Genomic DNA, 24,528 nt, shown 5'->3' on the forward strand with positions numbered 1-24,528 from the left:
TTTCGTCAAATTCCTTCTTCTTTCGTAAAAAATTCAAAAAAAATATTCACCCATAGGGTGAACGTTACGAGACACAAATACGCCGATATTTTTTTGCGATGTTTTTTAACGCTGACGGATTATAGCCGACAACGAGCCGTTTGCCATCGGTGACGATCGGACGACGAAGAAGACGAGGTTCTTTCACAAGCAACTCAACGACCTTTGATAAAGGCCACTCTTCAACATTTTCACCAAGTTGCTTAAATGACTGGCTGCGGGTAGCTAAAATTTCATCGATTCCTTCCGTTGTTAGCGATAACAAATGTAATAGTTCTTCGCGCGTCGGTGTTTCACGAAATAAATGACGCTCATGAAATTCAATATTGTTTGTACATAACCACTTTTTTGTTTTTCGACACGATGTGCAACTCGGATACATATATACAGTAAGCATAACCACACACTCCTTTCTTCACCTATGTTATACATATTGTATAACTTTTGTTTAATTTTTGTACAGTAATTTGTTTTAAAACTTTGTGAACGTTGCAAAAAGATAGGAATAAAGTTGTATATATGCATTTCCATTGTGAAAATACATGTATTATAATGTAAATGAATGAACATATAGGAGTGAGACATAATGGACCAAGTACTAAAAATTACAAGCGTCCTTGCTGATCCGACTCGTTACGACATTTATCAGTATATCGCTAGAAAACATCAAGAAGTAACCGTTCAAGAAATTGCTGATGCTTTTCATATTCATCCAAACGTTGCTCGTCTCCATTTAACGAAGCTAGAAGATGTAAATATGCTTGTATCCGAAACGAAAAAAACAGGAAAAGGTGGAAGACCGAGCCGATTATACCGTCTATCCGACGATGTCATACAGCTTCACTTTCCGTTTCGGGATTACCAATTATTATCAAAAATCGCTATTCAGGCGATGATGAAACTCGGAGATGCAGGAAAACAAGCATTGTATGAAACAGGGAAGCTATTCGGACAAGAACTTGTACAACAGCACGTGCAATCGATGCAATCACTTGAGCAGTTAAGCGTGGAAGAAAAAATGAACATTTTACAAAAAGCAGCCGAAGCCGCTGGATTTTATCCGACATTCCATTACAGTGAAAATCAAGGGAAAATTTACTTTGAAATTTTCAACTGCCCATTTAAAGAACTTGCTTTTACACATCCAGACTCCGTTTGCTATATGCATAATGCCTTTTTAAAAGGAATGCTAGAAGTATTATTTACAAACGCTGAACTTGTGACAGAAGAAATTATGCCGTCAGGATGTAATTCGTGCACGTATCAAGCCATTCTTAAAAAATAGAACGTTTACACAACCATTTCAATTACATTATAATAAGTAAGGGAAACGGTCAGAAAAGGAGGGATACATATGGATCGTATGTTCCGCGTCTTGTCATTTTGGACAGGGATTTTTGCTGTCATGTTCTATCTTGGCCATATGCATACAACGTCATTATTGTTCCTCGGCCAAACAGGATTCTTTCTTTTGTTAAGCTACTTAAAATTAACAGAAAGAATGTACATTTACATTTTCGGTGCGTACTTAACGGTCTTTTTTGCCGGATTTACGTACTGGACAACATTTATGATGGTTCCTGGCATGGGCGAATAAGAAAAGCGATGAGCATACCTCATCGCTTTTTTATGTAAAAATAGGAATATTCATATTCTTTTGTTGCACCATTACTTGAAACGCTCTGCCGATATCACTCATCACTAGCGAGCGAATGGCGCGATTGTGGCGATGTTGTTCGGAAAACGGATTCGGATCATGATGAGCGATCAAATGATTCAAGATGCCCGCCTCCAATAAAAATTCATCTTGACGCCATAAATGAGTAAATGTCCATCCTGCTTGTTCTCCGTAAAACCGTAACGCATCCCATTGAATATGTGTAGTGATATCCATCTCCCCTGGATAACGAAGCGGATTGTCAATAAACTGATGACGATAATAACCACGCAAACTGCCTTGTTTTCGTTCCGGATGTTTCCATTCTTCATCTGTATATCCATAATCGACCGTAAAAATAATCGCCTGCTCAAGCGCTTGATCAAGCTGAAAAATAAATTTTTTCATCGCTAACGGAATTTCAAATCGTTGACCATCAACGAGCTGAATGTCCCGCTCTTCTAAATAGTGAATGATCTCCTCGTTTTCAAGTACATAACGTTGTTCAACAAGCTGATCGTCTTCTACTACAACGAAACATTCATATATTTGACCGTTTCGTTTCTCAATGACATGAACAGGAAAAGCATCAAATAATTCGTTACTACATACAATACCAGAAAAAGGAGAAGAAAGTTCAGTCAAACTAGAGATGATACGTACGTGATCCATAAACGGAGCGAGTATTTCCGCTTGCTTTTCTCGATGATATGGACTCGTTTCAACAATTATATATTGTCCTTGTGAAAACGTTTGTGGCGATTGACGTTTCCATTGTTCTAAAACAGCATAAGCAAATCGACCTGTCCCTCCGCCGATTTCACATATAAGCGGCGGAACATCATATGTTTCTATGAAACGAATAAACACATTCGCGAATACATGCCCAACGATATGTCCTACGTTGCTCGTTGTAATAAAATCTCCTTCACGTCCAATTTTTTCTTTTCTTCTCATATAATATCCATACTGTTCATCATACAATGCCAATTCCATATATTGTGCATACGATAAACGTTTATTTCTCATTTTTTCTAACATTTTTTTATTCGCACCCTTTTTCACTATTGACATAGTGTTAAATTTGTTATATTGTTAATTTAGTAGCTTAACTATATCCCCTCCCATTATAGGAAATAAAACATCCCCCAAACCCCCTTCTCTGTATAGAGAAGGGAATTTTTTTTGCTTAAAACCCGTTTAAAAATGGATTCGTATCCATCTCCGCTCCTATCGTTGTTTCAGAGCCATGCCCACATAAAACAACTGTTTCTTCAGGAAGAACGAGAAGCTTGCGATGTATACTTTGTAGCAATTGTTCGTAACTTCCTCCAGGTAAATCCGTACGACCTATGCTTCCTGAAAATAGTACATCCCCCGATACGATTACTTGGGCGTCTTCGATATAGTATGACACACTGCCCGGCGAATGCCCTGGTGTTTCAAGCACTTGAATACAAAAAGGACCAATCGTCAACATGTCCTCTCCTTCAAACAACACGTCAGCATCGTTTGTAGTAATCGCTTCCCCCATAAATAATAAAGACCCGTTTTTCATTGGATCAGTTAGCCAATGTTGTTCTTTTTTATGTACATACACAGGAATAGACCAACGATTTCTTACATCATCAACTGCCCCAATATGATCAAAATGAGCATGTGTAAGCAAAACAGCTAGTGGCGTCCAACTGTTTGCTTCAATATGCTGAATAAGCTTTTCCCCTTCACTACCCGGATCAAAAATTAAACATGTCCCATTTTCATGGACAAGCACATACGCGTTTGTTTGCAACGGTCCTAAAGGAATTCGTTCCCACCTCATCACATTTCCTCGCTTTCCACATATATTCTATCTTTATTGTACACGAACAACATACGTTTTGCACCTCGACAAACGTAACAAAAACGATTACAATGGAAAAGGAATAATCGGTATACATAAGGAGGGGAAGTTATGCCAACAGGGATTATTTTAGTTGTGATCTTTACGTTAGTCACGTTGCTTGCAGCTTACGGCGTAGTCCGTTCGTTGCGCGAAAAAAATTTCCTCGGCGTATTGTTCGGCATAGGAACAATTGCTGTATTCGGTTGGTTTACAATTATGACTGTTATTCATCACGGATATCCAGTTGCCCATTAAAAAGACGCCAACGTATTGGCGTCTTTTTACGTACGGGCAAGGGCAGTAATAAAAATACCGATGCTTTCGTTGTAAATAGAAGGAAATTGAGAAAAAGGGAGCGGATTTACCCCTTCACCAAGTTCAATCGTATACCCACATCGCTTCCAATTGAAAATAAACCAATCACGATATCCAGCATGGCTGTCAATATACCGAACTGGTACATAACCACTCCATTTCGCAAATTCATTTACTTCTTCTTCCGCTTCAGGTGGTTCACATTGTTCATATCCCCAATAAATTTCTTTTCCTTGCGTATGAAATGCGAGCACTTTAAAAAAATTCCGTTCTTTTGTCAATGCTACCATCGCTTGCACTTCGGGTTCAGTTAGCGAAAAAAAACCAGGAAAATCACGCGGTGCAGGTGCTTTCGGAATTTTCCTTTCTTTCTCTACTTCCCACTTTACAGGAAATTGATTGTTTAAATCAACCCCTCGAATATTCGCTTTCCATTGTGAAAAATCTTCACTTCCCCCATTTATGCGCACCACTTCATCTTCATAATGTTGTGCCGCTTTTTTTCCATGTAACACAAGATCTACTCCATCTGGATTTACCATCGGAACAACGGATAAAGTTGTTTTTTCATATAATCGTTGTACATCATAGCCAAGAAGATGCTGCTTGTTCTGTAAGGCTTGCACATAGTCACGAACAAGCGCCATCACAACTGCGGAAGTAATCCATTCGTTCGCGTGGAAAGATGCATTCATATGCACATATGTTTCACCTTCACCAATTTGTAATTCCACAAGCGGTTTGTTTAATACACTTCTTCCGATTTCATGTATGCGAACGAGCGAATGATGTTGCAATTGATCAATATCATGCATCAATGTCGAAAAATCGTACATTTCTCTCTCCTCCCTTACTTCATTGTATGAATGATGAATTTGTCTGTATGTATATTCTCCGTCAAGGGATTTCACGAACCCTTTGCATAAAAAAAGCTAGCCCTGTCGTCAGAGCTAGCTTATCGTTTATTTTCCTGTTGTTTATTGTAGAAGCGCAACAAGTCTCCGTATACAATTTTGTCAGAGTAATCAAGCTCCTGGCGCGCCTTTTCCATGTACGGTTCACAGTAAGATCCATCGACTTCTGTTCCTGTTTTCTTATCGTAACATGCGTTTTTTGTGTATACGTAGTCTTTCGTTACGAAGCTACCGTCACGAAGAACGACAAAGTCAAGCTTATCTTTTGAAAATAAATCCTCACCAAAATGAATTTGATTGCGTGTATCAATACCAAGCAAGTGAAGCAGTGTTGGCTTGACATCAATTTGCCCAGACACTTTTGAAATCACTTTCGGATGTTTATCTGTTACACCCGGGATATGAATGATCAATGGAACACGTTGTAATTGAACGTGGTCAAATGGTGTAATTTCATCCTTACCTAAATATTGAGCCATCGCTTTATTATGGTTTTCAGAAATACCATAATGGTCTCCATAAAGAATGATGATCGAGTTTTCATACAATCCTTCTTTTTTGAGCTGCTCAATAAATACTTTTAACGCCTCATCCATATATCGAACCGTCGGGAAATAACGGTTTAACGTCCGGCTATTTGATGTATACTCTGGAACCATTTTATCCTCTTCCCCTAATTCAAATGGGAAGTGGTTCGTTAATGTAATAAACTTTGTATAAAATGGCTGTGGTAACGTTTTTAAATGTTGTACAGATTGCTCAAAAAACGGAATGTCTTTTAAACCCCAACCAACTGAATTTTCTTCTGTAATGTTATAGTCTGTCATCGAGAAGAAACGATCGTATTTCATTGATTGGTACATCACGTCACGGTTCCAAAAACTTTTATTGTTCGCATGGAACACCGCTGAATAGTACCCATAGTTTTTCAATATTTCTGGCGTGGCGTTGTACTCATTTGTCGCGTGTGTGAAAAAGACTGCACCACGACCAAGAGGATACAATGAGTTTTCAATAATAAACTCCGCATCTGATGTTTTTCCTTGTCCTGTTTGATGGTAAAAGTTATCAAAATAATAACTTTGTTTAATAAAGTCATTTAAAAACGGCGTGATTTCTTGTCCATTCACCGTATTATTAATGACGAAGCTTTGTAACGACTCCATCGAAACGATGATTACATTGCGACCTTTTGCAATACCGAACAATTGTTTATTCGGTGCTTTCTCGTTTGCATTAATGTAGTTTTGAATATCCGCTAATTCACTACTATCCGCTAATGCACGTTGCGCTTTTGAACGCGACTGCAAAATAATATCATATACGTGATAGTTGTATATACCTAAGTTTTTAATTAACATTTCACGGTCAAACGTGCGCGTTAACAGCTCTGGACGCTCTGTTTCCGCTAATCCTAGGTTAAATAGAGCAATGGCCAATGTCGCAAGAAAATACGTGCGACGAAAACGTTTTGTCGCTGGCACATATTGTGCAATAGATACTTTTTTATACGCCATCCAAGCAAGCAACGCAACATCAAGGAAAAAGAAAATGTCAGAAACGTTCATCAGTTCAAATACGCTATTTCCTAAATCCCCCATGTTGTTCGTTTGGAACAGCACAGGAATGGTGATAAAGTCACTAAAAAAGCGATAAAACATCACGTTCGCATACAAAACAAAAGAAATAATGAAACTCGTAATGACAATATAGCGATTGCGTCTTTTCTCGCTCATAAACAAAGCAAGCCCAAAAATAAATAACAGGAAGCTTAATGGACTAATGAATAAAATAAACTCCTGCTTCCATGACTCAATTTTTATATCAAAACTATTTTTATACACTAAATATGTCTTCATCCATAAAAGTAATACCGCAAAAAGAATGAAACGGTATTTTTTCATATGTCTCCCTCCTTTAATCCATCCACATCCGATGTTTATTCTATGCTGTGTGAGGTACATCCGTTTTTTTACATTTTTTTATCTTAACCAATGACAATATTAATACTTTCTTAACAAAAAAGCAACTGTTATCTTAAACTATAAACAATATAATAGACAAGTCGCGCATCCACATATGACTGTTTTACACCTTTTCTTACAAAAAGGCAAGACGTTTTTTTCCGACAAATTTTCGACAAAAAAGACAGACGATCTCCTCGTCTGTCTTTATACGATATTTTCTTTCACTAACCATGCTCCACCGATTACACCAGCGTCATTTCCAAGGGTAGCAATGACAATGTCAGCAGCTTCGGCGACACGCGGGAACGCAAAACGTTTAAAATGACGAGCAACCGCTTGCGCTAACATGTCCCCTGCTTTCGACACACCGCCACCGATGACAATTTTCTCTGGATTTAAACCGTTTGCTAAATGAGCGAGGGCTAAACCGAGATGAAACGTCACTTCATCAACAATTTGTAGCGCTAACGTATCATTTTCTTTCGCGGCATCAAATACATCTTTCGCCGTAACGACTCCTGTTTGTTTCCATACGTCGCGCAACCGGCTTGGCTCATCGGTTTGTTGCAAGCGCTCTGTCGCGATACGTGCAATACCCGTCGCTGAAGCAATTGTCTCTAAACACCCTGTTTTGCCACAATTACAAGGAGCCCCTCCTTCTGGAATGGATGTGATATGACCAATTTCACCACCAGCACCGTTTGTTCCATGAACAATTTGACCGTTTACAATCACACCGCCACCAACACCTGTGCCAAGCGTAACGAGAATTAAATTTTTCGCGCCATCGCCTGCCCCTTTCCACATTTCTCCGATCGCTGCAATGTTCGCATCGTTATCAACAACAACAGGAAGTCCTGTTTCCATTTCTAATCGATCTTTCAAAGGGAAGTTTTTCCACCCTAAATTTACTGCTTCATAAATATCCCCTGTCGCCATATTAACAGGTCCTGGGGCACCAATCCCAATACCGATAAGTCGTTCTTTTGATTCATCTAATTCGCGCAATTTCTCATCAATTGCTTTGGCAATATGTGTTATAATATGTTTTCCTTGTTCCGATTTGTCTGTTGGAATTTCCCATTTACAAATGATTTCCCCATACATATTTACAAACGCTAATTTGACTGTCGTTCCACCTAAATCTACACCAACTAACCATTGTTCCATTGTTCCTTCATCCCTTTTCTCTTTTTTCTCGTTCGATTTGTGCTTCATGACGCAAAATGAGAAGCGCCATTTGGTAATCTTTCACGTCGACGAGCTGCGCTTGAAATAATTCTTTCAGTTCGTCTTCCATTAATTCTAAATCTGCAAGGCGATCACCGACATAAATAATCGTTCCGTATTTTTTTAATAATTGTTGTACATCATATACAGATTTCATTTTCTTCACCTGTCGTGTATAAGCGTTTTCAATTTACATATTTTAAATGTATAAGGAAAACAAAAGGTCGTCAAGAACTGAACAATGTCTTTGCGATATTTTTCACATTTTTACCGATCTGGATCTTTTGGATGTAAGACAGTTGGACGACGATTTTTCAATGGAATTGGGGAACGAATAAGTACATCGCGCATCCCACGATATGAAAATGGAATAAAAGGCCATAAATACGGAACGCCAAACGATTGCATGCGTGCAAGCATGACTAACCATGCAGTAATGCCTACAACATAGCCAACAACACCAAATAACGCTGTTACAATCAGCAAAGCAAGGCGAACGAGCCGATTGGCCAATCCAAGCTCATAACTTGGTGTCGCAAACGTCCCAATAGTCGCCATCGCAAAATATAAAATGACTTCATTAGAAAATAGCCCAACTTCAACGGCGATCCCACCGATCATTAATGCAGCAACAAGCCCAAGCGCTGTGGCTAAAGCAGATGGAGTGTGAATGGCTGCCATTCGCAACATATCTAATCCAAATTCAATAAGTAATATTTGACCAAACAACGGAATGTTTCCTTCACTTGATTTTGCAACAAATGATAACGAATGTGGAACAAGCTCTGGTGTTTTCATCCACATATACCAAAGCGGTAATAAAAAAATAGAAAGCCATACAGCAAGAAAGCGAACGAAGCGTAAATATGCACCAACAATTGGCTTATTTCGATATTCTTCTGCGTGTTGTAAATGATGCCAAAATGTTGCTGGTGTAATTAACACACTTGGAGACCCGTCAACAAAAATAAGAACGTGTCCTTCATATAAATGAGCAGCTGCCGTATCTGGTCTTTCTGTATATCGAACGACAGGATACGGATTAAAGTGTCTGCCAGAAATAAATTCCTCTACTGTTTTTTCTCCCATTGGTAAACCATCAGTATCGATTTTCGCCAATGATTGTTTCACTTCTTCGACAATCTGTTCATTGGCAATATCCTCAATATAACAAACACATACATCCGTTTTTGAACGACGACCAATTTGCATATATTCCATTCGTAATGAACGATCACGTACGCGCCGTCTTGTTAGCGCCGTATTAAATACAATTGTTTCTACATACCCATCACGTGCACCTCGAACAACTCGCTCCATGTCTGGCTCTTGAGGTCCACGCACAGGATATGTACGTGCATCAATTAAAATCGCTTTTGCCATGCCATCAACAAATAAAGCTGTCGGTCCTGCCAACACTCCATCAATGATACGTTCAAAATCGTCTGTTTGATCGAGTTCAACATACGGAAGATGCGTCCGTAACAATTTATCTAACGGTTGTTCATCTAACACATCGTTCGGCAATTCGGACAACAATTTCATTAAGTAATGGAGAATATCATCTTTGACAAATCCGTCAATCATAAATAAAGCCATATCTTTTCCTGCATAATGAACATCTAAATAAATAACGTCAAAACTTTTCCCTACTCCAAGCTTTGTTTTCATATATGAAACGTTTTCTGAAAGACGCGAAGATACGCGCTTCATTCCGATCACCTACCTTACATGGACTACCATCCATCTTTGACATATCGATATTCATTCATACATATTTCGGTTTGTATACACATACATTTTTTATAAATGTATGCTTGACCGGAGGAATGAGATGAAACGTTTCATATCGCTATTTATATTGCTATTCGTATTTATCGTCATCGTCCAAGTGTTTGAGCGGCCTGCTCGCGAGACGATTATGTTTTTTCCGATCGATCCGACCGTTCGCTTTACAACTGCCGAAACAAAATTATCACTACAACCCCAGAAAAAAGAAAACAATTATGTAATCGATTGGATCGTCACTTCATCGCTCGATCGAACCGCTTACTTACGGCAAGATATTTCGTTATTGTTTGCTAATGGGAGGCTCATTTCCACGCAATCAAAATGGAAAGAGAATGGGAAAAATCTTATTCAACAAAAACAACTCAAACAAAAGGGAAGTCGATTGTTTCAAGCTATTTCGTATCATCAAGGGGAGTTGCATAACGGAAACAACATTCGAAGCAGTCAAAAAATGAGTGGAGATGTATTATATGTCATCGACTCATCTTTTTCACCTCTTCAATCGTTTCGTAAACCAACGACAAATGAACAAAAAACATGGGCAAATACATTAAATAAACAAACGCAAACGATCGTAAACAAAGTTGCAGATCAAATGGGAGGCATATTGGAAAAAGATGATTATTATCATTTGTATTTACCTGAGCTTGTTCAATATAATGAGCAACCATTTATGGATTTAACGACAAATGAGACGGAAGTGATGGTCGGAAACTTATGGGAAGGTTTGTACAAAAATTATTTTCTAGGCATAAAAAAACAGAACGGTTCGATTGAATCACCAATCGGTAGTACCGTTCCGCTCATTTTAATTAAAAAAGATTACAGTAAACTGTTTGTCGTGACAGAAACAGCAGATGGAGAGCTCGTCATATTAAAACAACTGCTCGAGTTCACGAAATAATTGTTTATATTGTTCATCATTTGGTTTAAGCTGCAACGCACGTTCTGCAGCTTGTTTTGCTTGTTCATAATTTTTTTCTTCTGCATACAACAGTGCTAAATAATAAAAGGCTTCGTGGAAACGGTCGTTTTTATGAAGCGTAGCATATAAATATTGTTTTGCACCGTCGTAATCTTTTTGTTGTATACGAATATAGGCGCGTAGAAAATCTGCTTTATATGCTTCAGCATCTTGTTCATGAATGAGTGTTAACATGTGTTCTGCTTGTTCGTATTCTTGTTCATCAATATACTGCTTGGACAGCGCAAGAATGAGTTGTGCTTGATCTGCTGGCGGTCGTTGAAAGCCGATATATAGGCAAATGAGCGTAACGACCGCTGTAAATAGAGCAGCTAACCATTGTTCGAGACGAACACGTTCTTTTGGAAAATGGACGATGCTTGCAGCTAAAAATCCACCAATTAATCCACCAATATGGCCTGCGTTATCAATATTTGGAACAATGAGACCAAATGCTAAGTTAATCCCAATAACTGTTAGTACATTCATCCCAATCGTTCGAAAAAACACATGCGGATACGCTTTTCCAAAGTAAAGCAAAGCGCCAAAACATCCAAAAATGGCACCGGACGCTCCCGCAGATACGGACGGTGAAAATAAAAAACTAGCGAGCGAGCCTGCAAAACCAGCAAAAAGATAAATAAATAAAAATCGAAACGAACCGTACAATTTTTCAACGAGCGGACCTAAATAATATAGCGCAAACGTATTCATGACCAAGTGTAAAAAGCCAATATGCAAAACGATAGGAGTAAAAAAACGCCACCATTCCCCTTGCAAAATAAGCGGGTTAAATTTTGCACCGTATTGAATGAGCGTTAACGTATTTGTACTTCCACCGTTCCATTCTAAAATAAAAAACATTACCATTTGCAAAGCAATAAATACATATGTAAATCTTGCTTTTCCACGTTCAAATATGCGACGCTCATTTTCGTACATGCGCTCTGCAAACGATAAAACATGTTGTTTAAATACTTGTAACTCATTTTGCAACATCGGGGAATCATCAGGTACATATATTTTCAATGCGTGGTGAAACAACACACTTAGTTCATGTAATGTCTCATACATATTGTTTTTATGCATGATAAATGTTTGCATATGTACTCGTTCAGTCTTAAACGGACGATGAACGTACCATTCCCAATCGTCAACAGGAGGATCCATCATAACATATATGTTGATGACTTGTAATTGGCGGCGAAATTGGCTTTTTCGCCATTCATCAACGGCAATGAGCGCACGCTCCATATCATTTTTTAATGATACGCTCCAATCCATGTCTGCTCGAACGAGACGAATGAGTGGCGCTTTTCGTTCACGTGTAGATTGCAACCAAACTTCTTGTTCATCAGGCGACATATAGACGATAGTATAGTTTTCCTGCAAAAACTGAAATATCATTTGCCAATATACAAAATCGAAGCGAATGCTCAACCTTTCCTCTCCCTTCGCTATCATACCCTTCTTTTACCACACTCTTTTACAAAGTGCAACTATTTGTACTTTTGTAAAAATAATGTGGGCATCAGGCGATGGCGAATAAACGGAATGGACATCCCCCATTGTACAACTCGCTTTTGAATGGCTTCTCGTTTCAATATTTCATTCAATAACCGATAACGAAAGCGGTAGAGAACAAGTCCTACCATCAACGTAAAGATGAATGTTTTTCCATTCAATATGATCACCCTCCTCATTGTTACCGTTCCCTTTTCTCGTTGAATTTATAAAAAGGTTGCCTCATCATGAGACAACCTATTGCAACCCAACGCGTTTCATTACATCTTTTAACACATTGGCAGAGTGAGTAAATTTTTCTTTTTCTTCTTCATTCAATTGCAATTCGACGACTTCACGAATGCCGTTACGATTTACGATCGCTGGTACGCCAATGTACATATCGTTTTGACCATATTGTCCTTCTAAGTAAGCTGAGACAGTAAGGACGCTATTTTCGTTTTGTAAAATCGCCTTTGTTAGGCGAACAAGTCCCATCGCAATACCGTAGTACGTCGCACCTTTTCGTTCAATAATTTGATACGCTGCATCACGTACATTCACAAAAATGTTATCTAAATCTTCTTGCTTATATTGTGGCTTTTCTTTCATCATATCGGCAATTGGACGGCAACCGATAAATGCATGACTCCAAACAGGTAACTCTGTATCGCCATGTTCCCCAATAATATACGCATGTACGTTACGTGTATCGACGTCGAAATATTCACCTAATAAATATCGGAAGCGAGCTGTATCTAAAATCGTTCCTGAACCGATGACGCGCTCTTTCGGTAATCCCGAAAACTTCCATGTTGCATATGTTAAAATGTCAACTGGATTTGTTGCGACGAGAAAGATGCCATTAAATCCACTCGCCATGACTTGATCAATAATGTTTTTGAAAATTTTCGTATTTTTCTCCACTAAATCTAATCGTGTTTCCCCTGGCTTTTGATTTGCCCCTGCTGTTAACACAACAATGTCTGCATCTTTGCAGTCTTCATAATTGCCAAACCAAATTTTTGTTGGGGACGGTGCAAACGGCATGCCGTGGTTTAAGTCCATCGCATCCCCTTCTGATTTTTCTTTATTAATGTCAATAAGAACGAGCTCTTCTGTCACCCCTTGATTTAAAAGAGCAAACGCATAACTCGAGCCGACAAAACCTGTCCCAACTAAAACAACACGATTCACTTTATTTGACATATTTCTTCCACCTTTCGTTTATATTATTTTACAATATGTGCATTGTTTATCTGTTTCACACTTACATTGTACACTGTTTCACAAAGTTTATGAGGCATGAATTATTAACATTTTGTTAATTTTTTCTCCTGTATAATATGAAAACGCTTATGCTGTTTTATGATTCGCTTTCACAAACAATTATTCCTTTATTCGTAATCATCTTTTGAACAGGAATGTCATGTTGTTCAATCGGCAACGTAGAAACAATTTGACAATCATATGCAAGTGAAAGGGTGTCGTTCGGAAAATCGACTAAATAACGATCGTAATATCCTCCACCGTAGCCAAGACGATACCCTTGCCGAACGAAAGCAAGACCTGGAACGAATAGCAAATCGATTTCATGTTTTTGTACTTCTCTCGTTTCTTCTACAATCGGTTCATATAAATCAAAAAAAGTACGTTCTATTTGTTGAAAACAATCAATTTCTCGAAATGTCATTTGTTTCGTTGCTACCTCGCATTTCGGAATTGCAACCTTTTTTCCTTCTTTCCAAGCGCGTTCAATAATACGTATTGTGTCTACTTCTATTTGTCGTGAAATCGTAATGCCAATCATATGGGCCTTTTTCCAATAATGTTGCTGAAATAATATGTCGTGAATAATTCCCGCTTTTTGTGTACGTTCTTCTGTAGTCATATGTAAAATACGTTGTTTCATTTGCTGACGGAATCGTTTCTTATCCATTATCTTTCCCCCTCTTTCGCAAAAAAATAAGCAGCAGGAAAAAAATCCTACTGCTTACTTCGTTTCACGATGAACTGTTGCTTTTTTGTCTCGTGGGCAATACTTTTTCAATTCAAGGCGCTCTGGGTTATTGCGCTTATTTTTTGTTGAAATATAGTTGCGTTCGCCGCATTCTGTGCACGCTAACGTAATATTTACACGCATCGTTCTTTCCCTCCAAACAAAAGTATTGTAATCACACCTTTCCATGATATCATTTTTCTTAAACAATTTCCATATCAATTTTATACGTTTTGATATTGCCGAATTTTCTTTATATAGTATTTTGTATATTCTTTTGCTTTTTGAGCATTTTTTGCTTGAGAATAAATGGTCAACGTCGGTTCATCTACTTTGGGTAAGATGAGCGTCCATTCTCCATCTTCATGATACACTTTCATGCCATCTGTAAAATCTACATGCTTGTCATACGATTCTTCTAACAATTTACGCATAACAGCTGCCCGTTCATGCCATGGGCAATAAACATCACGGCATGATAAATGAATCGTTGGAATGGACGACACAATAGTGCGAAGCGAACAACGTTCAATAGACAACAAATGCAACAGCTGCACACATGCATACAGCCCATCAAAATAAAAATGAAACGGCTCATGATGATGTGCGAGCAAAAACTCTCTTCTCGTATCTTTTACATAAACAATATCGCCATATAGTCGTTCTGCTAACGTGTGTAACACAGACGGCGCCCAAGCAGGAACTGCTACTTTTTTCGTTTCACTACATAAAAGGGACACTAACACATGTAATGAGATCATTTCTTCTTTCGTCAATGCGATCCCTTGCCCATCAAAAATACGAAAACGTTCACCTGAATGATCAAAAACAATCGCAAACTGCGCTTGTTCATGCTTTATTTGCTCCCGAATATGTTCATCATCGCGATTTTCCGTCCAAATCACTTCAATAGCAAACAACTGAAGTGTATGATGAATGATGTCCCGAAATAGAAGAGGGCTAGCGACGACAACTTTCCATTGTTCCGATGCAGAAAAAGCAATCCATTGACGCAATGCGCGAATATACGTTTCATCGTTCTCCTTTTGCTTCATTGCTCCACCCATTTGAATCGCTGACATGTAATGTTCATGTTCCATTTGTTGTTCAATGGCTCGTTCCATCGTTCGATCAATAGGAAATCCGTATTCATCATGTATGTCAATAATAACCTCATCACCACGTTCGCCCATTGTTATAAATACTCCACCGTGATATCGTTTGTGGGGAATGATATAACGAAAAGCAGGCAAATATCCTCCATCGTATATATTCGTGTACATACCATACATATGCAAACATTGAGCAAACAACGTTCCAAGCGCTTTAGAAAACGGATGAGCGTCAAAGCCAATTAATATTCGATTCCCTTTTTCATGTAGACTGCTATACGCCAAAGCCAGTTGTGTGATAAATAGCGGATGGGCATCGACATGTGCACGCATGCTTATCCCGTTTTGACGGAACAATACGTTCGGGCGTTTCCCCCCCCATACGACCGAATCTTTCACTTTTGTTTTTTCTGCGATTGTTTTATTCGGCCAAATTTTAGCAGCATGCCGTACTTTCACTTTATTTTCTAGTCTGCACTTTGCTCCAATGACTGCATAATCAAATATTTCATTTTTTTTACCGATGTACACTTCATTTGCCACAACTGCTCCTCGTAATTCGCTATGCTCGTCAATATACACATCGGACCAAACAATTGATCGCTTTAACGATGCGTATTTACTAATGACTGAACGTGAACCAACTACCGTGTATGGTCCAATCGTTACATGCGCATCAATACGCACATCATCTCCAATAAGAAGCGGCCCTTCTAATTTTACTCCTTGTGCAATGTGAACTCGCTCACCGATCCATACACTAGGAGCTATCTCTTTATAATGAGAAGAAACGAAACGTTGCCGTAATAAATCGATATGTGTTTGATGATATTGTTCAATGACACCAACATCAGACCAATATCCATCCACTTCACATCCGTATATCGGGTGTTCGTGCTGAATGAGATATGGAAAAATATGTTGACTAAAATCGCAAGGCAGGTGTTCGGGAATATAATTAAAAATAGCTGGATGGCAAATGTAAATGCCTGTATTGACTAAATCGCTACACACTTCATTCCATTTTGGTTTTTCAACGAAATGAACGATTTTTCCGTGTCGATCTGTGACAATTCCACCGTATGAAAGAGGAGTAGTTTCGTGGTGCATAAGAACGGTAACTAATGCTTGTTTGGAGAAATGGAAATTGATCGCTTCCTGTAAATGAATTGTCGTCAACGTATCTGCGCTAATGACAACAAACGTATCGTCTAAAAAAGATTGAGCATGTTTTACACTTCCTGCTGTTCCAAGTGGCGTCGTCTCGTCAAAGTAATGAAGATGTACACCAAATCGACGTCCATCCCCAAAATATTCAATAATTTCATCGCTTAAATATTGAACGGTTACAGCAATATCCGTAATTCCATATTGTTTTAACCATTCAATACTATACTCCATTACAGGTTTATTCATAAGTGGTACGATGGGCTTTGGAACATGACAAGTTAACGGACGTAACCGTGTTCCTCTTCCCCCTGCCATAATGACCGCCTTCACAACGTATCCCCCCCAAGTGAAAGCACACTTTTTTCCATCATATCATGACAACTCTATGCGGACAATATACGAAAATTGTCGATTTTACATGAAAATGATGCATGATTGCTACATTCCTATGTATAATAAAGTGGGGTGACGAACATGATCGAATATACATTTATTGGGCTCGTTTCTTTTGCTATCATACTATTGTTGATTTCTTTTTTTCAAAAAGATCGTGTCAAAGAAGTAGAAGAACAAATCGAGCAGTTGACATTATCGACGATGCAGCAAATATACGAAGTAAAAAAGAGAGTCAAAGCGCTTGAAGAAGAATTGCTTGTCGGAATCGAGTCGTTTTCAAATGAAGAGCAAATATGGCACTTATATAAGCAAGGATGGGCAAAAGAGCAAATTGCTCGTAAGCTTAACATGTCGATAGATGAGGTAAACATCATGATCGCGAGGAATGATCGATGAAAAGAACAACACGTGCATTTGCGGCTGGGATGTTGTTTGCTACAACGATACTAGCTATCGTTCATTATACAAATGATGAACAACGACAAAACGATGCCATCAGACAAAAACAATATGAACAACTCATTGCTGAACGAAATGAATTAGCTGAAAAACTAGAAAAATTAAAAAATGAAATGAAAAAAGCAACTCCATCTCAAAAAGAAACGTACATTTATACGTTGACAATCGCTAAAGGTGAAGCAAGTCAAGATATTGCTAGACGTCTTGAACAAGCGCATATTATTGACAATGCTCAATCATTTTTAACGTACCTTGAAACACATCACTTAACGCGCGCATTGCGCCCCGGGACGTACGTTGTGACAAGCGACATGTCATATGAACAAATCGCACGAAACATAACAAAATGAGGATGTCCAACGCCGGACATCCTTTTGCTTCAATCGTTTAAATCATAATGTTTTCCTTTCACTAAATAAAACACGTTTTCGGCAATGTTTGTCGCATGGTCTGCAATGCGCTCGATGTAACGTGCTGTGAACGACAGTTGCGTAATTTGCGACATCGCATCTGGATGTGCTTTAGTACGCTCTAGCAACTCCCGAATCGTTTCACCGTACAAGCGATCGACTTCATCATCCATATCGGCTACCTTTTTAGCCGTAACAACATCTTCTTCGTAATATGCTTTTAGCGTTAACGAAAGCATATTCACTGCCATTTCATGCATTTTTTCTAACTTATTTAATGGCATAACAAACGGCTGTTCCCCGATTCGAATTGCTGATTTTGCGATATTAACAGCAAAGTCCGCCATCCGCTCAACGTCCGTTGCGATTTTAATGGCGACAATGATTCGACGTAAATCGATCGCAACCGGTTGTTGTTTCGCAATTAGTAAAATCGCAAAATCATTAATTTCTTCATCAAGCAAATCAATTTTCGTATCGTTCTCAAGCACTTGTAGAGCTAAATCGTTATTTTTTGTTTTTAATGCTTCAAATGACTGAGTTAATGCAATTTCAGCCAAACTCCCAATCTGTAATAATTGATCGCGCAACGTTTGTAAGTCGTAATCAAATTTTTCACGTACAGACATATTCACTCCCCCTTTTTATCATTTTGAAAAAATCGTGCGAGCGTACCCGCACGATTTTTTATCCGAATCGACCTGTAATGTAGTCTTCTGTTCGTTTATCGTCTGGATTTGAGAATAGTTTATCTGTGTCGCTATACTCGATGACCTCACCGTTTAAGAAAAATGCTGTTTTATCAGAAATACGCGCCGCTTGTTGCATATTATGTGTAACGATAATAATACTGTAGTTTTTCTTTAACTCTTGCACAAGCTCTTCTACTTTTAATGTTGAAATAGGGTCAAGGGCGGATGTCGGTTCGTCCATTAAAATAACATCTGGCTCAATCGCTAAACAGCGTGCAATACATAAACGTTGTTGTTGTCCACCAGACAATCCATATGCATTCGTGTGCAAACGGTCTTTCACCTCATCCCAAATTGCAGCACCACGTAAGCTTCTTTCGACGATCTCGTCTAAAATTTTCTTATCGCGAATACCATGAATACGCGGACCGTATGCAACGTTATCGTAAATTGATTTCGGGAACGGATTCGGCTTTTGGAATACCATACCAACTTGTGTACGCAATTCTTCAACACGGTACGATTTATCAAAAATATTGCGACCACGATACGTAATTTCACCAGATGTACGCACGCTTGGAACAAGCTCAATCATTCGGTTTAACGTTTTAATATACGTTGACTTTCCGCAACCTGACGGACCGATAATAGCTGTAACCTCATTTTCGTAAATATCTAAGTCAATATTTTTTAACGCGTGATGTTCCCCGTACCATAAATTTAAGTTTTTCGTCCGATACACTACATTTTTTTCGCTTCGTTCTTCAACTTGTTTATTTTTACGTTCTTTCACAACAGTTAATTCCATTAATAAGTTCCCCTTTCAACGCGCAATTAATAACGTTTTTGAAACTTGTTGCGAATAAAAATGGCAATCGAGTTCATAAAGATTAGCATAACGAGCAATACGACGATTCCTGCTGCCGCTACGTTTTGGAAGTCCGCTTGTGGACGTGACGTCCAGTTGTAAATTTGCATCGGCATTACAGTAAATGTGTCCAAAATGCCGCGTGGTAAATATGCTAAAAACGTCGGGATACCTAAAACAACAAGCGGTGCCGTTTCACCGATAGCACGGGATAAAGCTAAAATGCTACCTGTCAAAATACCAGGGATCGCCGCTGGGAGAACGATGCGATAAATCGTTTGCCATTTCGTTGCTCCCATACCATACGATGCTTCTCGCAATTGATTTGGCACGGCGCGGATCGCCTCTTGTGCCGCGACAACGATGACAGGTAAAACGAGCAAACTCATCGTTAAGCCGGCCGCGAGAATGCTACGACCTAAATTAAGTTCACGAACGAAAAGGGTCAATCCGAGCAAACCGAATACAATAGACGGAACACCAGCTAGATTTGAAATATTCGTTTGAATAAAATCTGTGAAGCGATTTTTTTTCGCATATTCCTCTAAGTAAATCGCTGTTCCCACTCCAAGAATAAGCGAAACAGGCGCAACGATAACCATCAGCCATAATGAGCCAACTAACCCAGCTTTGATTCCTGCATTTTCCGGACGACGAGACGGGAAGTTATTTAAAAAATCGAGATTTAGCCAGCCAATTGCTTGAGTGAGTATCCGATATAAAAGGATGACGAGAACAATTAATCCGAATACTGTAGCTAGAAAAAACAAAAATTTTAACACGTTATTGCGCAACAGGCGACCGTTCATATGTTGAACAACACGTTGTTTATCAATTAATTTCTCCATGATTAATACTCCTCCCTAAAGCGACGAGAAATGTATTGCGCGAGTAAATTCATGGCCAATGTAAACACAAATAGCGTCATACCGACCGCATAAATGCTGTAGTAAACAGTTGTACCGTATCCTGCATCTCCTGTCGTCACTTGGACAATGTAAGCAGTTAATGTTTGAATCGATTTCGTTACATCGAATGTAAAGACAGGAGATGAGCCACCCGCTACTGCTACAATCATCGTTTCACCAACAGCGCGAGAAATTGCTAGCATAAATGATGCTGCAATACCTGAAGTCGCTGCAGGAAGGACAACTTTTAATGCTACTTCTAGCTTCGTTGAACCGAGACCAAGCGCTCCTTCACGAATGGAGTTTGGCACGGAACTCATCGCATCTTCAGATAAAGAAGCAACCATCGGAATAATCATAATCCCCATCACAATTCCTGGGCTTAACGCATTAAAAATCCCCAAACTCGGAATAAATTTTTGTAAAAGAGGTGTAACAAACGTCAATGCGAAAAATCCGTATACAATCGTCGGAATTCCCGCCAACACTTCTAATATCGGTTTTAATATTTTCCGTGCTCTTTCAGATGCATACTCACTCAAGTAAATCGCTGATGCTAAACCGATCGGGATCGCAACGACCATGGCAATCGTTGTTGTTAAAAGCGTCCCTGTTACAAGAGGAGCAATACCAAATGAACCTGTTTTTTCATCCCATGGAAGCCATTCTTTGCTCGTTAAAAATTCAACGATCGACACTCGCTCAAAGAAAATAAACGTTTCAAATAACAGTGTAAATAAAATACCGATTGTCGTCAAAATTGAAATGATAGCTGTTAACAATAACAATTTTGGCATGAGCCATTCCATAACTTGTTGTCCGTTTTGTTTTTTCTTATTTTCTTTAATCATGTCACGGACGGAATATGAACGATTCCCATCTGTCATCGCCATAATATGAAAACCCCTTTCCAAATTCATGGCAAGATGAGAAGCGACCATTGTGTCGCTTCTCATCTTTACGTTTCGTTATTTTAATCCTTCAAGCTTTTTCAATTGCTCTTGATATTGCTCTTCTGGAAGCGCTACGTAACCAACTTCTTCAGCAAACTCTGCACCGTTCTCTAGCAAAAATTTCGCAAAATCATACACTTGCGCTTTTTCTTTTAACGATTTTACGTTCACGTACGTAAATAATGGTCGAGAAAGTGGCGCGTATTCACCGCTTTGGATCGTTTCATGTGTTGGCTCAACCGGACCATTTCCGTTATCAATTGGTACAGCTTTTAATTTATCTTTATTTTCAATGTAGTATGCGAATCCAAAGTAACCAAGCGCATTTTTATCTCCGGCAATCCCTTGAACAAGGACGTTATCATCTTCAGATAATTGTGCTGTTTTGTTCAACGGTTGTCCATCTAAAATAACTTCATCAAAGTAGTCAAACGTACCGGAGTCATGTCCTGGTGAGAATAATTTAATTTCTTCGTTCGGCCATTCTGGACGAATGTCTGACCATTTGACTTTGTCATCACCGTTCACCGCACCAGATGTAAAAATTTTCTTTAATTCATCAACTGTTAAATAATCGACCCAATCGTTATCCTTATTTACTAACACAGAAAGACCATCAAATGCAATTTGAAATTCTTCAAATTGAATGCCGTTTTGCTCAGCTGCTTTCTTTTCTTCTTCTTTAATTGGACGAGAAGCGTTTGAAAAGTCTGTTTCGCCTTTCGTAAACTTTTCAAACCCGCCACCTGTTCCGGACAAACCAACAGACACTTTCACATCTGGTTGTTCACCCCCATATGCTTCAGCGGCAGCCTCAACAATTGGATAAACAGTAGAAGATCCATCAACAACAACGTTACCACTTAATGCTTCGCCACCATCTTCACCGCCTTGTTGAGCGCCGCCACCACATGCTGTTGTAAATGCTAATACAGCGCTTGTCATTCCTGCGAGTGCAAACCATTTGTTTTTCTTCATCTTTTGATTTCCCCCTACTTTTTTTCAGTAATTTTTGCTTCACGAATTATAGAATAATGGACACGTATTAAATTCGTTTTAAACAAATGTTAAGCTTTTGTAAATTCGCTTTCTTCTATCTTTCCATTGTTTCCTCACCATTATTCAACGATTCAGTAGAAGATGGTTGTCCTAATTGGCGCTGTTTTTTTAATTCAAAATATGCATCTAAAATTTTTCTTCCGATGTAGTTATTGATCGGATAATGGTTTTTTGCATTTTGGTATACCCAAGGCACAACGACGGCAAACGCCACTTCTGGGTTGTTGTAAGGGGCAAACCCAACTAACGTCAAATTGTACGTTGGCGTCATCCGTCTTGATTTGATCGGTCCATCGTAAAACGCCTGTGCGGTTCCTGTTTTTCCTGCTGGATCATAAGGAGCATTTGCGAAAAAGGCACGTGCTGTTCCGTTTGAACCATGCATGACACGATAAAATCCTTCACGTACACGTTCAATGTACTCAGTTTTCATATCTACTCGGTTTAACACTTTCGGTTCAAACGAATAAATGACGTTTCCCATTTGATTTTTCTCGCTAATTGGCTCACGAATTTCTTTCACAACGTGCGGTTGAATGCGATATCCACCGTTAGCAATCGTTGAAACGTATTGCGCCATTTGAATTGGTGTATATACGTCAAACTGTCCAATAGCTAAGTCAAGCAAATGTCCTGGAAGCGTACTTTGTCCAGGCCATCCAATAATTTCACCAGGTAAATCAATACCTGTTTTCACTCCTAAACCGAACTGATTAAAGTATCGTCGCATAATCGAAAACGCTTCTTTTTTAATCGGTAGCGCTTGATGCGGACGATACGTAGAGCCAGCAATCGCAATTGCCGTCTTAAACATATAGACGTTCGACGACATTTCAAGTGCTTTTAAATCGTTCATCGGTCCTGGACGAATACCGCTATGCGATTTTTTCGTCGGCGTTCCTTTAATATACAACGGTTCATCAATAAGTACTGTACCAGGATGGATAACACCGGTTTGAAACCCTGTTAATACAGTAGCCCCCTTTACTGCTGATCCCATCGCATATGCTGATGTAATCGTTCCAAGAGCATAATCTTTTAATACTACTTTTCCATTTTCATCACGTGTATACCGTTTTCCAGCTAACGATAAAATTTCTCCCGTGTTCGGATCCATCATCACGACGAAAGCACGATCGAGTAATTCCGTTCCACCGCGCCGTTTCATTGTCATTAATTCTTCTTCAATAATTTTCTCGACACGTTGTTGTAATTCCATATCGATCGTTAATACGATGTCTTTGCCTCTTTGTCCTTGCGACATTTCAATTGTTTCAATAATATTTCCTGCTTTATCGGTCACATTTTTAATTTTTGCCTTTTGCCCGCGCAACACATCTTCATATTGAGCTTCAATGTAACTTTTTCCTACACGATCATTTCGGTTATAATCGCGCGCCAAATAATAATCAAGCTTTTCACGTGGCAATCCTTCTTCTGACGATGTAATATTTCCGAGCACTGTACGAAATGTATCGCCAAATGCATAATGACGATTCCAATCTGTTGTGACATCTACACCAGGCAGTTCTTCTAAATGTTCGCTAACAACCGCATATTCTTCGTCTGTTACTCCTTCATTTTTAATCATTTGAGGCGTCAGAGCGTATCCGCTATTCATTTCCCGAAAAATAGCAACAACTTCAAGTTCCTTTTCCTTAATCATTTTTACATCTTCTTCTGTAATACGTTCAAGTTGCAGCCGATAAATATCTTTATCTTTTAACTTTTTCGCGTGAAACTGTTTCCACTCTTTTTCTGTAATTTTTTGTTTTGCTTTTTCCTCATTCGTTAAAATCCAATAGTCTTTTATGTCCCGTTCTGTTACACGATCCGTCGGCTTTTCAATGTATGTCGCTAACTTTTTCGCTACTTCAATCATTTCAGAAGGTTTCGTTGTTTGCGTACGCGTATACGTAATCGCATGAAGAGGTTCATTGTCAACAACAACTTGATAGTTCCGGTCATAAATTTTCCCGCGTGGCGCCGGTGTATTGACAGTGACATTTTCCGTACGCTCTACTTCCTTGCGATATTGTTCCCCGTAAACGATTTGGATCACACCTAATCGTAAAATAAGCGCAGAAAATAATAAAAAAACAGCAAAAAATAACACATTTAATCGAAATGGCAACTGCGTTCGTTTTTTCTTTTTCTTTGCTTTTTGAGCTTGTTGTATTTGCTTCAAAACGAGCGAGCACCTCCTTTACTTGCTCCTTCATCATTGTAAAAGAAAC

26 protein-coding genes are annotated in these 24,528 nt (G+C 38.9%); 6 read left to right on the forward strand and 20 right to left on the reverse strand.

Annotated elements, in window-relative coordinates:
• Positions 1–64: 64 nt before the first annotated feature.
• A complete protein-coding gene (locus tag HNQ84_RS04935; protein ID WP_183240824.1) occupies positions 65–436 on the reverse strand; it encodes a Spx/MgsR family RNA polymerase-binding regulatory protein in 372 nt (123 codons plus the stop codon).
• 189 nt (positions 437–625) lie between these two features.
• Here HNQ84_RS04935 and HNQ84_RS04940 point away from each other — a divergent pair, with 189 nt between their 5' ends.
• Both HNQ84_RS04940 and HNQ84_RS04945 read left to right on the forward strand, forming a co-directional pair.
• Positions 626–1,324 carry a helix-turn-helix transcriptional regulator gene (locus HNQ84_RS04940; protein WP_435621365.1) on the forward strand — a complete coding sequence of 233 codons (699 nt, stop codon included), beginning with the start codon at positions 626–628 and terminating at the stop codon, positions 1,322–1,324.
• Positions 1,325–1,393: 69 nt separating this feature from the next.
• On the forward strand, positions 1,394–1,636 hold the full coding sequence (locus tag HNQ84_RS04945; RefSeq protein WP_004889537.1) for a DUF2626 domain-containing protein: 243 nt from the start codon (positions 1,394–1,396) through the stop codon (positions 1,634–1,636).
• Positions 1,637–1,666: 30 nt separating this feature from the next.
• Here the strand turns inward: HNQ84_RS04945 and HNQ84_RS04950 are convergent, their stop codons facing one another.
• Positions 1,667–2,770, reverse strand: a complete 1,104-nt coding sequence (locus HNQ84_RS04950; protein ID WP_435621366.1) for a class I SAM-dependent methyltransferase — start codon at positions 2,768–2,770, stop codon at positions 1,667–1,669.
• A 115-nt stretch (positions 2,771–2,885) separates the two neighbouring features.
• On the reverse strand, positions 2,886–3,518 hold the full coding sequence (locus tag HNQ84_RS04955) for an MBL fold metallo-hydrolase (protein WP_435621367.1): 633 nt from the start codon (positions 3,516–3,518) through the stop codon (positions 2,886–2,888).
• 132 nt (positions 3,519–3,650) lie between these two features.
• Here HNQ84_RS04955 and HNQ84_RS04960 point away from each other — a divergent pair, with 132 nt between their 5' ends.
• Complete coding sequence (locus tag HNQ84_RS04960) at positions 3,651–3,836, forward strand: DUF2759 domain-containing protein (RefSeq protein ID WP_032100047.1); 186 nt, start codon at positions 3,651–3,653, stop codon at positions 3,834–3,836.
• Positions 3,837–3,862: 26 nt separating this feature from the next.
• Here the strand turns inward: HNQ84_RS04960 and HNQ84_RS04965 are convergent, their stop codons facing one another.
• The 5 genes from HNQ84_RS04965 to HNQ84_RS04985 all read right to left on the reverse strand — a co-directional run bounded on the left by HNQ84_RS04965 (position 3,863) and on the right by HNQ84_RS04985 (position 9,720).
• Positions 3,863–4,732, reverse strand: coding sequence for a M14 family metallopeptidase (locus HNQ84_RS04965; RefSeq protein ID WP_435621368.1), 870 nt, complete (start codon positions 4,730–4,732; stop codon positions 3,863–3,865).
• 119 nt (positions 4,733–4,851) lie between these two features.
• The gene (locus HNQ84_RS04970) at positions 4,852–6,714 is read right to left on the reverse strand and encodes an LTA synthase family protein (protein ID WP_435621369.1); all 1,863 of its coding nucleotides are present in this window, start codon (positions 6,712–6,714) and stop codon (positions 4,852–4,854) included.
• 267 nt (positions 6,715–6,981) lie between these two features.
• Positions 6,982–7,947 carry an ROK family glucokinase gene (locus HNQ84_RS04975; protein ID WP_435621370.1) on the reverse strand — a complete coding sequence of 322 codons (966 nt, stop codon included), beginning with the start codon at positions 7,945–7,947 and terminating at the stop codon, positions 6,982–6,984.
• A 7-nt stretch (positions 7,948–7,954) separates the two neighbouring features.
• Entirely contained in the window at positions 7,955–8,164 is a 210-nt protein-coding gene (locus HNQ84_RS04980) for a YqgQ family protein (protein ID WP_055440968.1), read from the reverse strand.
• A 110-nt stretch (positions 8,165–8,274) separates the two neighbouring features.
• On the reverse strand, positions 8,275–9,720 hold the full coding sequence (locus HNQ84_RS04985; protein WP_435621371.1) for a spore germination protein: 1,446 nt from the start codon (positions 9,718–9,720) through the stop codon (positions 8,275–8,277).
• Positions 9,721–9,841: 121 nt separating this feature from the next.
• On the opposite strand from HNQ84_RS04985, the gene HNQ84_RS04990 reads away from it, so the two are divergent.
• Complete coding sequence (locus HNQ84_RS04990; protein ID WP_435621372.1) at positions 9,842–10,702, forward strand: hypothetical protein; 861 nt, start codon at positions 9,842–9,844, stop codon at positions 10,700–10,702.
• Here HNQ84_RS04990 and HNQ84_RS04995 read toward each other — a convergent pair.
• The 6 genes from HNQ84_RS04995 to HNQ84_RS05020 all read right to left on the reverse strand — a co-directional run bounded on the left by HNQ84_RS04995 (position 10,673) and on the right by HNQ84_RS05020 (position 16,876).
• Positions 10,673–12,202, reverse strand: coding sequence for a rhomboid family intramembrane serine protease (locus tag HNQ84_RS04995; RefSeq protein WP_435621373.1), 1,530 nt, complete (start codon positions 12,200–12,202; stop codon positions 10,673–10,675). The two genes, HNQ84_RS04990 and HNQ84_RS04995, sit on opposite strands and share 30 nt — an antisense overlap.
• 59 nt (positions 12,203–12,261) lie before the next feature.
• Entirely contained in the window at positions 12,262–12,447 is a 186-nt protein-coding gene (gene yqgO / locus HNQ84_RS05000; RefSeq protein WP_055440972.1) for a protein YqgO, read from the reverse strand.
• Between the two features lie 76 nt (positions 12,448–12,523).
• Complete coding sequence (locus HNQ84_RS05005; protein ID WP_021095204.1) at positions 12,524–13,474, reverse strand: L-lactate dehydrogenase; 951 nt, start codon at positions 13,472–13,474, stop codon at positions 12,524–12,526.
• 157 nt (positions 13,475–13,631) lie between these two features.
• Positions 13,632–14,204, reverse strand: coding sequence for a 5-formyltetrahydrofolate cyclo-ligase (locus tag HNQ84_RS05010; protein ID WP_435621374.1), 573 nt, complete (start codon positions 14,202–14,204; stop codon positions 13,632–13,634).
• 54 nt (positions 14,205–14,258) lie between these two features.
• Positions 14,259–14,408 (reverse strand): 50S ribosomal protein L33, encoded by a 150-nt coding sequence (rpmG, locus tag HNQ84_RS05015; protein WP_004889517.1) that lies wholly within the window; start codon positions 14,406–14,408, stop codon positions 14,259–14,261.
• Between the two features lie 80 nt (positions 14,409–14,488).
• A complete protein-coding gene (locus HNQ84_RS05020) occupies positions 14,489–16,876 on the reverse strand; it encodes a sugar phosphate nucleotidyltransferase (protein ID WP_435621375.1) in 2,388 nt (795 codons plus the stop codon).
• 144 nt (positions 16,877–17,020) lie between these two features.
• Between HNQ84_RS05020 and HNQ84_RS05025 the strand changes: the two genes are divergently transcribed.
• Complete coding sequence (locus HNQ84_RS05025; RefSeq protein ID WP_435621376.1) at positions 17,021–17,338, forward strand: hypothetical protein; 318 nt, start codon at positions 17,021–17,023, stop codon at positions 17,336–17,338.
• Positions 17,335–17,751, forward strand: a complete 417-nt coding sequence (locus tag HNQ84_RS05030; RefSeq protein ID WP_183240860.1) for an endolytic transglycosylase MltG — start codon at positions 17,335–17,337, stop codon at positions 17,749–17,751. The genes HNQ84_RS05025 and HNQ84_RS05030 overlap by 4 nt, the downstream gene beginning before the upstream one ends.
• 29 nt (positions 17,752–17,780) lie before the next feature.
• On the opposite strand, the gene phoU is transcribed toward HNQ84_RS05030, so the two are convergent.
• The 6 genes from phoU to HNQ84_RS05060 form a co-directional block, all read right to left on the reverse strand.
• Complete coding sequence (gene phoU / locus HNQ84_RS05035) at positions 17,781–18,440, reverse strand: phosphate signaling complex protein PhoU (RefSeq protein ID WP_183240862.1); 660 nt, start codon at positions 18,438–18,440, stop codon at positions 17,781–17,783.
• A gap of 58 nt (positions 18,441–18,498) precedes the next feature.
• On the reverse strand, positions 18,499–19,311 hold the full coding sequence (gene pstB, locus HNQ84_RS05040) for a phosphate ABC transporter ATP-binding protein PstB (RefSeq protein ID WP_032100059.1): 813 nt from the start codon (positions 19,309–19,311) through the stop codon (positions 18,499–18,501).
• A 26-nt stretch (positions 19,312–19,337) separates the two neighbouring features.
• On the reverse strand, positions 19,338–20,219 hold the full coding sequence (gene pstA, locus HNQ84_RS05045) for a phosphate ABC transporter permease PstA (protein WP_435621377.1): 882 nt from the start codon (positions 20,217–20,219) through the stop codon (positions 19,338–19,340).
• Between the two features lie 2 nt (positions 20,220–20,221).
• Positions 20,222–21,172: a phosphate ABC transporter permease subunit PstC gene (pstC, locus tag HNQ84_RS05050; RefSeq protein WP_183240867.1), complete on the reverse strand. Its 951-nt coding sequence runs from the start codon at positions 21,170–21,172 to the stop codon at positions 20,222–20,224.
• 75 nt (positions 21,173–21,247) lie between these two features.
• Positions 21,248–22,210, reverse strand: a complete 963-nt coding sequence (locus HNQ84_RS05055; RefSeq protein ID WP_435621378.1) for a PstS family phosphate ABC transporter substrate-binding protein — start codon at positions 22,208–22,210, stop codon at positions 21,248–21,250.
• 115 nt (positions 22,211–22,325) lie between these two features.
• On the reverse strand, positions 22,326–24,479 hold the full coding sequence (locus tag HNQ84_RS05060; protein ID WP_435621379.1) for a peptidoglycan D,D-transpeptidase FtsI family protein: 2,154 nt from the start codon (positions 24,477–24,479) through the stop codon (positions 22,326–22,328).
• Positions 24,480–24,528 lie beyond the last annotated feature (49 nt).

Origin of the sequence: Anoxybacillus eryuanensis, assembly GCF_051200995.1 — a bacterium.
GTDB lineage: Bacteria > Bacillota > Bacilli > Bacillales > Anoxybacillaceae > Anoxybacillus > Anoxybacillus tengchongensis.

Coding starts and splice junctions, on each gene's coding strand:
- HNQ84_RS05010 (WP_435621374.1), bottom strand. CDS start 14,204: ATGGATAAGAAACGATTCCGTCAGCAAATGAAACAACGTATTTTACAT.
- pstA (WP_435621377.1), bottom strand. CDS start 20,219: ATGGAGAAATTAATTGATAAACAACGTGTTGTTCAACATATGAACGGT.
- HNQ84_RS04985 (WP_435621371.1), bottom strand. CDS start 9,720: ATGAAGCGCGTATCTTCGCGTCTTTCAGAAAACGTTTCATATATGAAA.
- HNQ84_RS05005 (WP_021095204.1), bottom strand. CDS start 13,474: ATGTCAAATAAAGTGAATCGTGTTGTTTTAGTTGGGACAGGTTTTGTC.
- HNQ84_RS04945 (WP_004889537.1), top strand. CDS start 1,394: ATGGATCGTATGTTCCGCGTCTTGTCATTTTGGACAGGGATTTTTGCT.
- HNQ84_RS04960 (WP_032100047.1), top strand. CDS start 3,651: ATGCCAACAGGGATTATTTTAGTTGTGATCTTTACGTTAGTCACGTTG.
- phoU (WP_183240862.1), bottom strand. CDS start 18,440: ATGTCTGTACGTGAAAAATTTGATTACGACTTACAAACGTTGCGCGAT.
- pstB (WP_032100059.1), bottom strand. CDS start 19,311: ATGGAATTAACTGTTGTGAAAGAACGTAAAAATAAACAAGTTGAAGAA.
- HNQ84_RS05055 (WP_435621378.1), bottom strand. CDS start 22,210: ATGAAGAAAAACAAATGGTTTGCACTCGCAGGAATGACAAGCGCTGTA.
- HNQ84_RS04975 (WP_435621370.1), bottom strand. CDS start 7,947: ATGGAACAATGGTTAGTTGGTGTAGATTTAGGTGGAACGACAGTCAAA.
- HNQ84_RS04950 (WP_435621366.1), bottom strand. CDS start 2,770: ATGTCAATAGTGAAAAAGGGTGCGAATAAAAAAATGTTAGAAAAAATG.
- HNQ84_RS04940 (WP_435621365.1), top strand. CDS start 626: ATGGACCAAGTACTAAAAATTACAAGCGTCCTTGCTGATCCGACTCGT.
- HNQ84_RS05025 (WP_435621376.1), top strand. CDS start 17,021: ATGATCGAATATACATTTATTGGGCTCGTTTCTTTTGCTATCATACTA.
- HNQ84_RS05030 (WP_183240860.1), top strand. CDS start 17,335: ATGAAAAGAACAACACGTGCATTTGCGGCTGGGATGTTGTTTGCTACA.
- HNQ84_RS04980 (WP_055440968.1), bottom strand. CDS start 8,164: ATGAAATCTGTATATGATGTACAACAATTATTAAAAAAATACGGAACG.
- HNQ84_RS04970 (WP_435621369.1), bottom strand. CDS start 6,714: ATGAAAAAATACCGTTTCATTCTTTTTGCGGTATTACTTTTATGGATG.
- pstC (WP_183240867.1), bottom strand. CDS start 21,172: ATGGCGATGACAGATGGGAATCGTTCATATTCCGTCCGTGACATGATT.
- HNQ84_RS04955 (WP_435621367.1), bottom strand. CDS start 3,518: ATGAGGTGGGAACGAATTCCTTTAGGACCGTTGCAAACAAACGCGTAT.
- rpmG (WP_004889517.1), bottom strand. CDS start 14,408: ATGCGTGTAAATATTACGTTAGCGTGCACAGAATGCGGCGAACGCAAC.
- HNQ84_RS04990 (WP_435621372.1), top strand. CDS start 9,842: ATGAAACGTTTCATATCGCTATTTATATTGCTATTCGTATTTATCGTC.
- HNQ84_RS04965 (WP_435621368.1), bottom strand. CDS start 4,732: ATGTACGATTTTTCGACATTGATGCATGATATTGATCAATTGCAACAT.
- HNQ84_RS04935 (WP_183240824.1), bottom strand. CDS start 436: ATGCTTACTGTATATATGTATCCGAGTTGCACATCGTGTCGAAAAACA.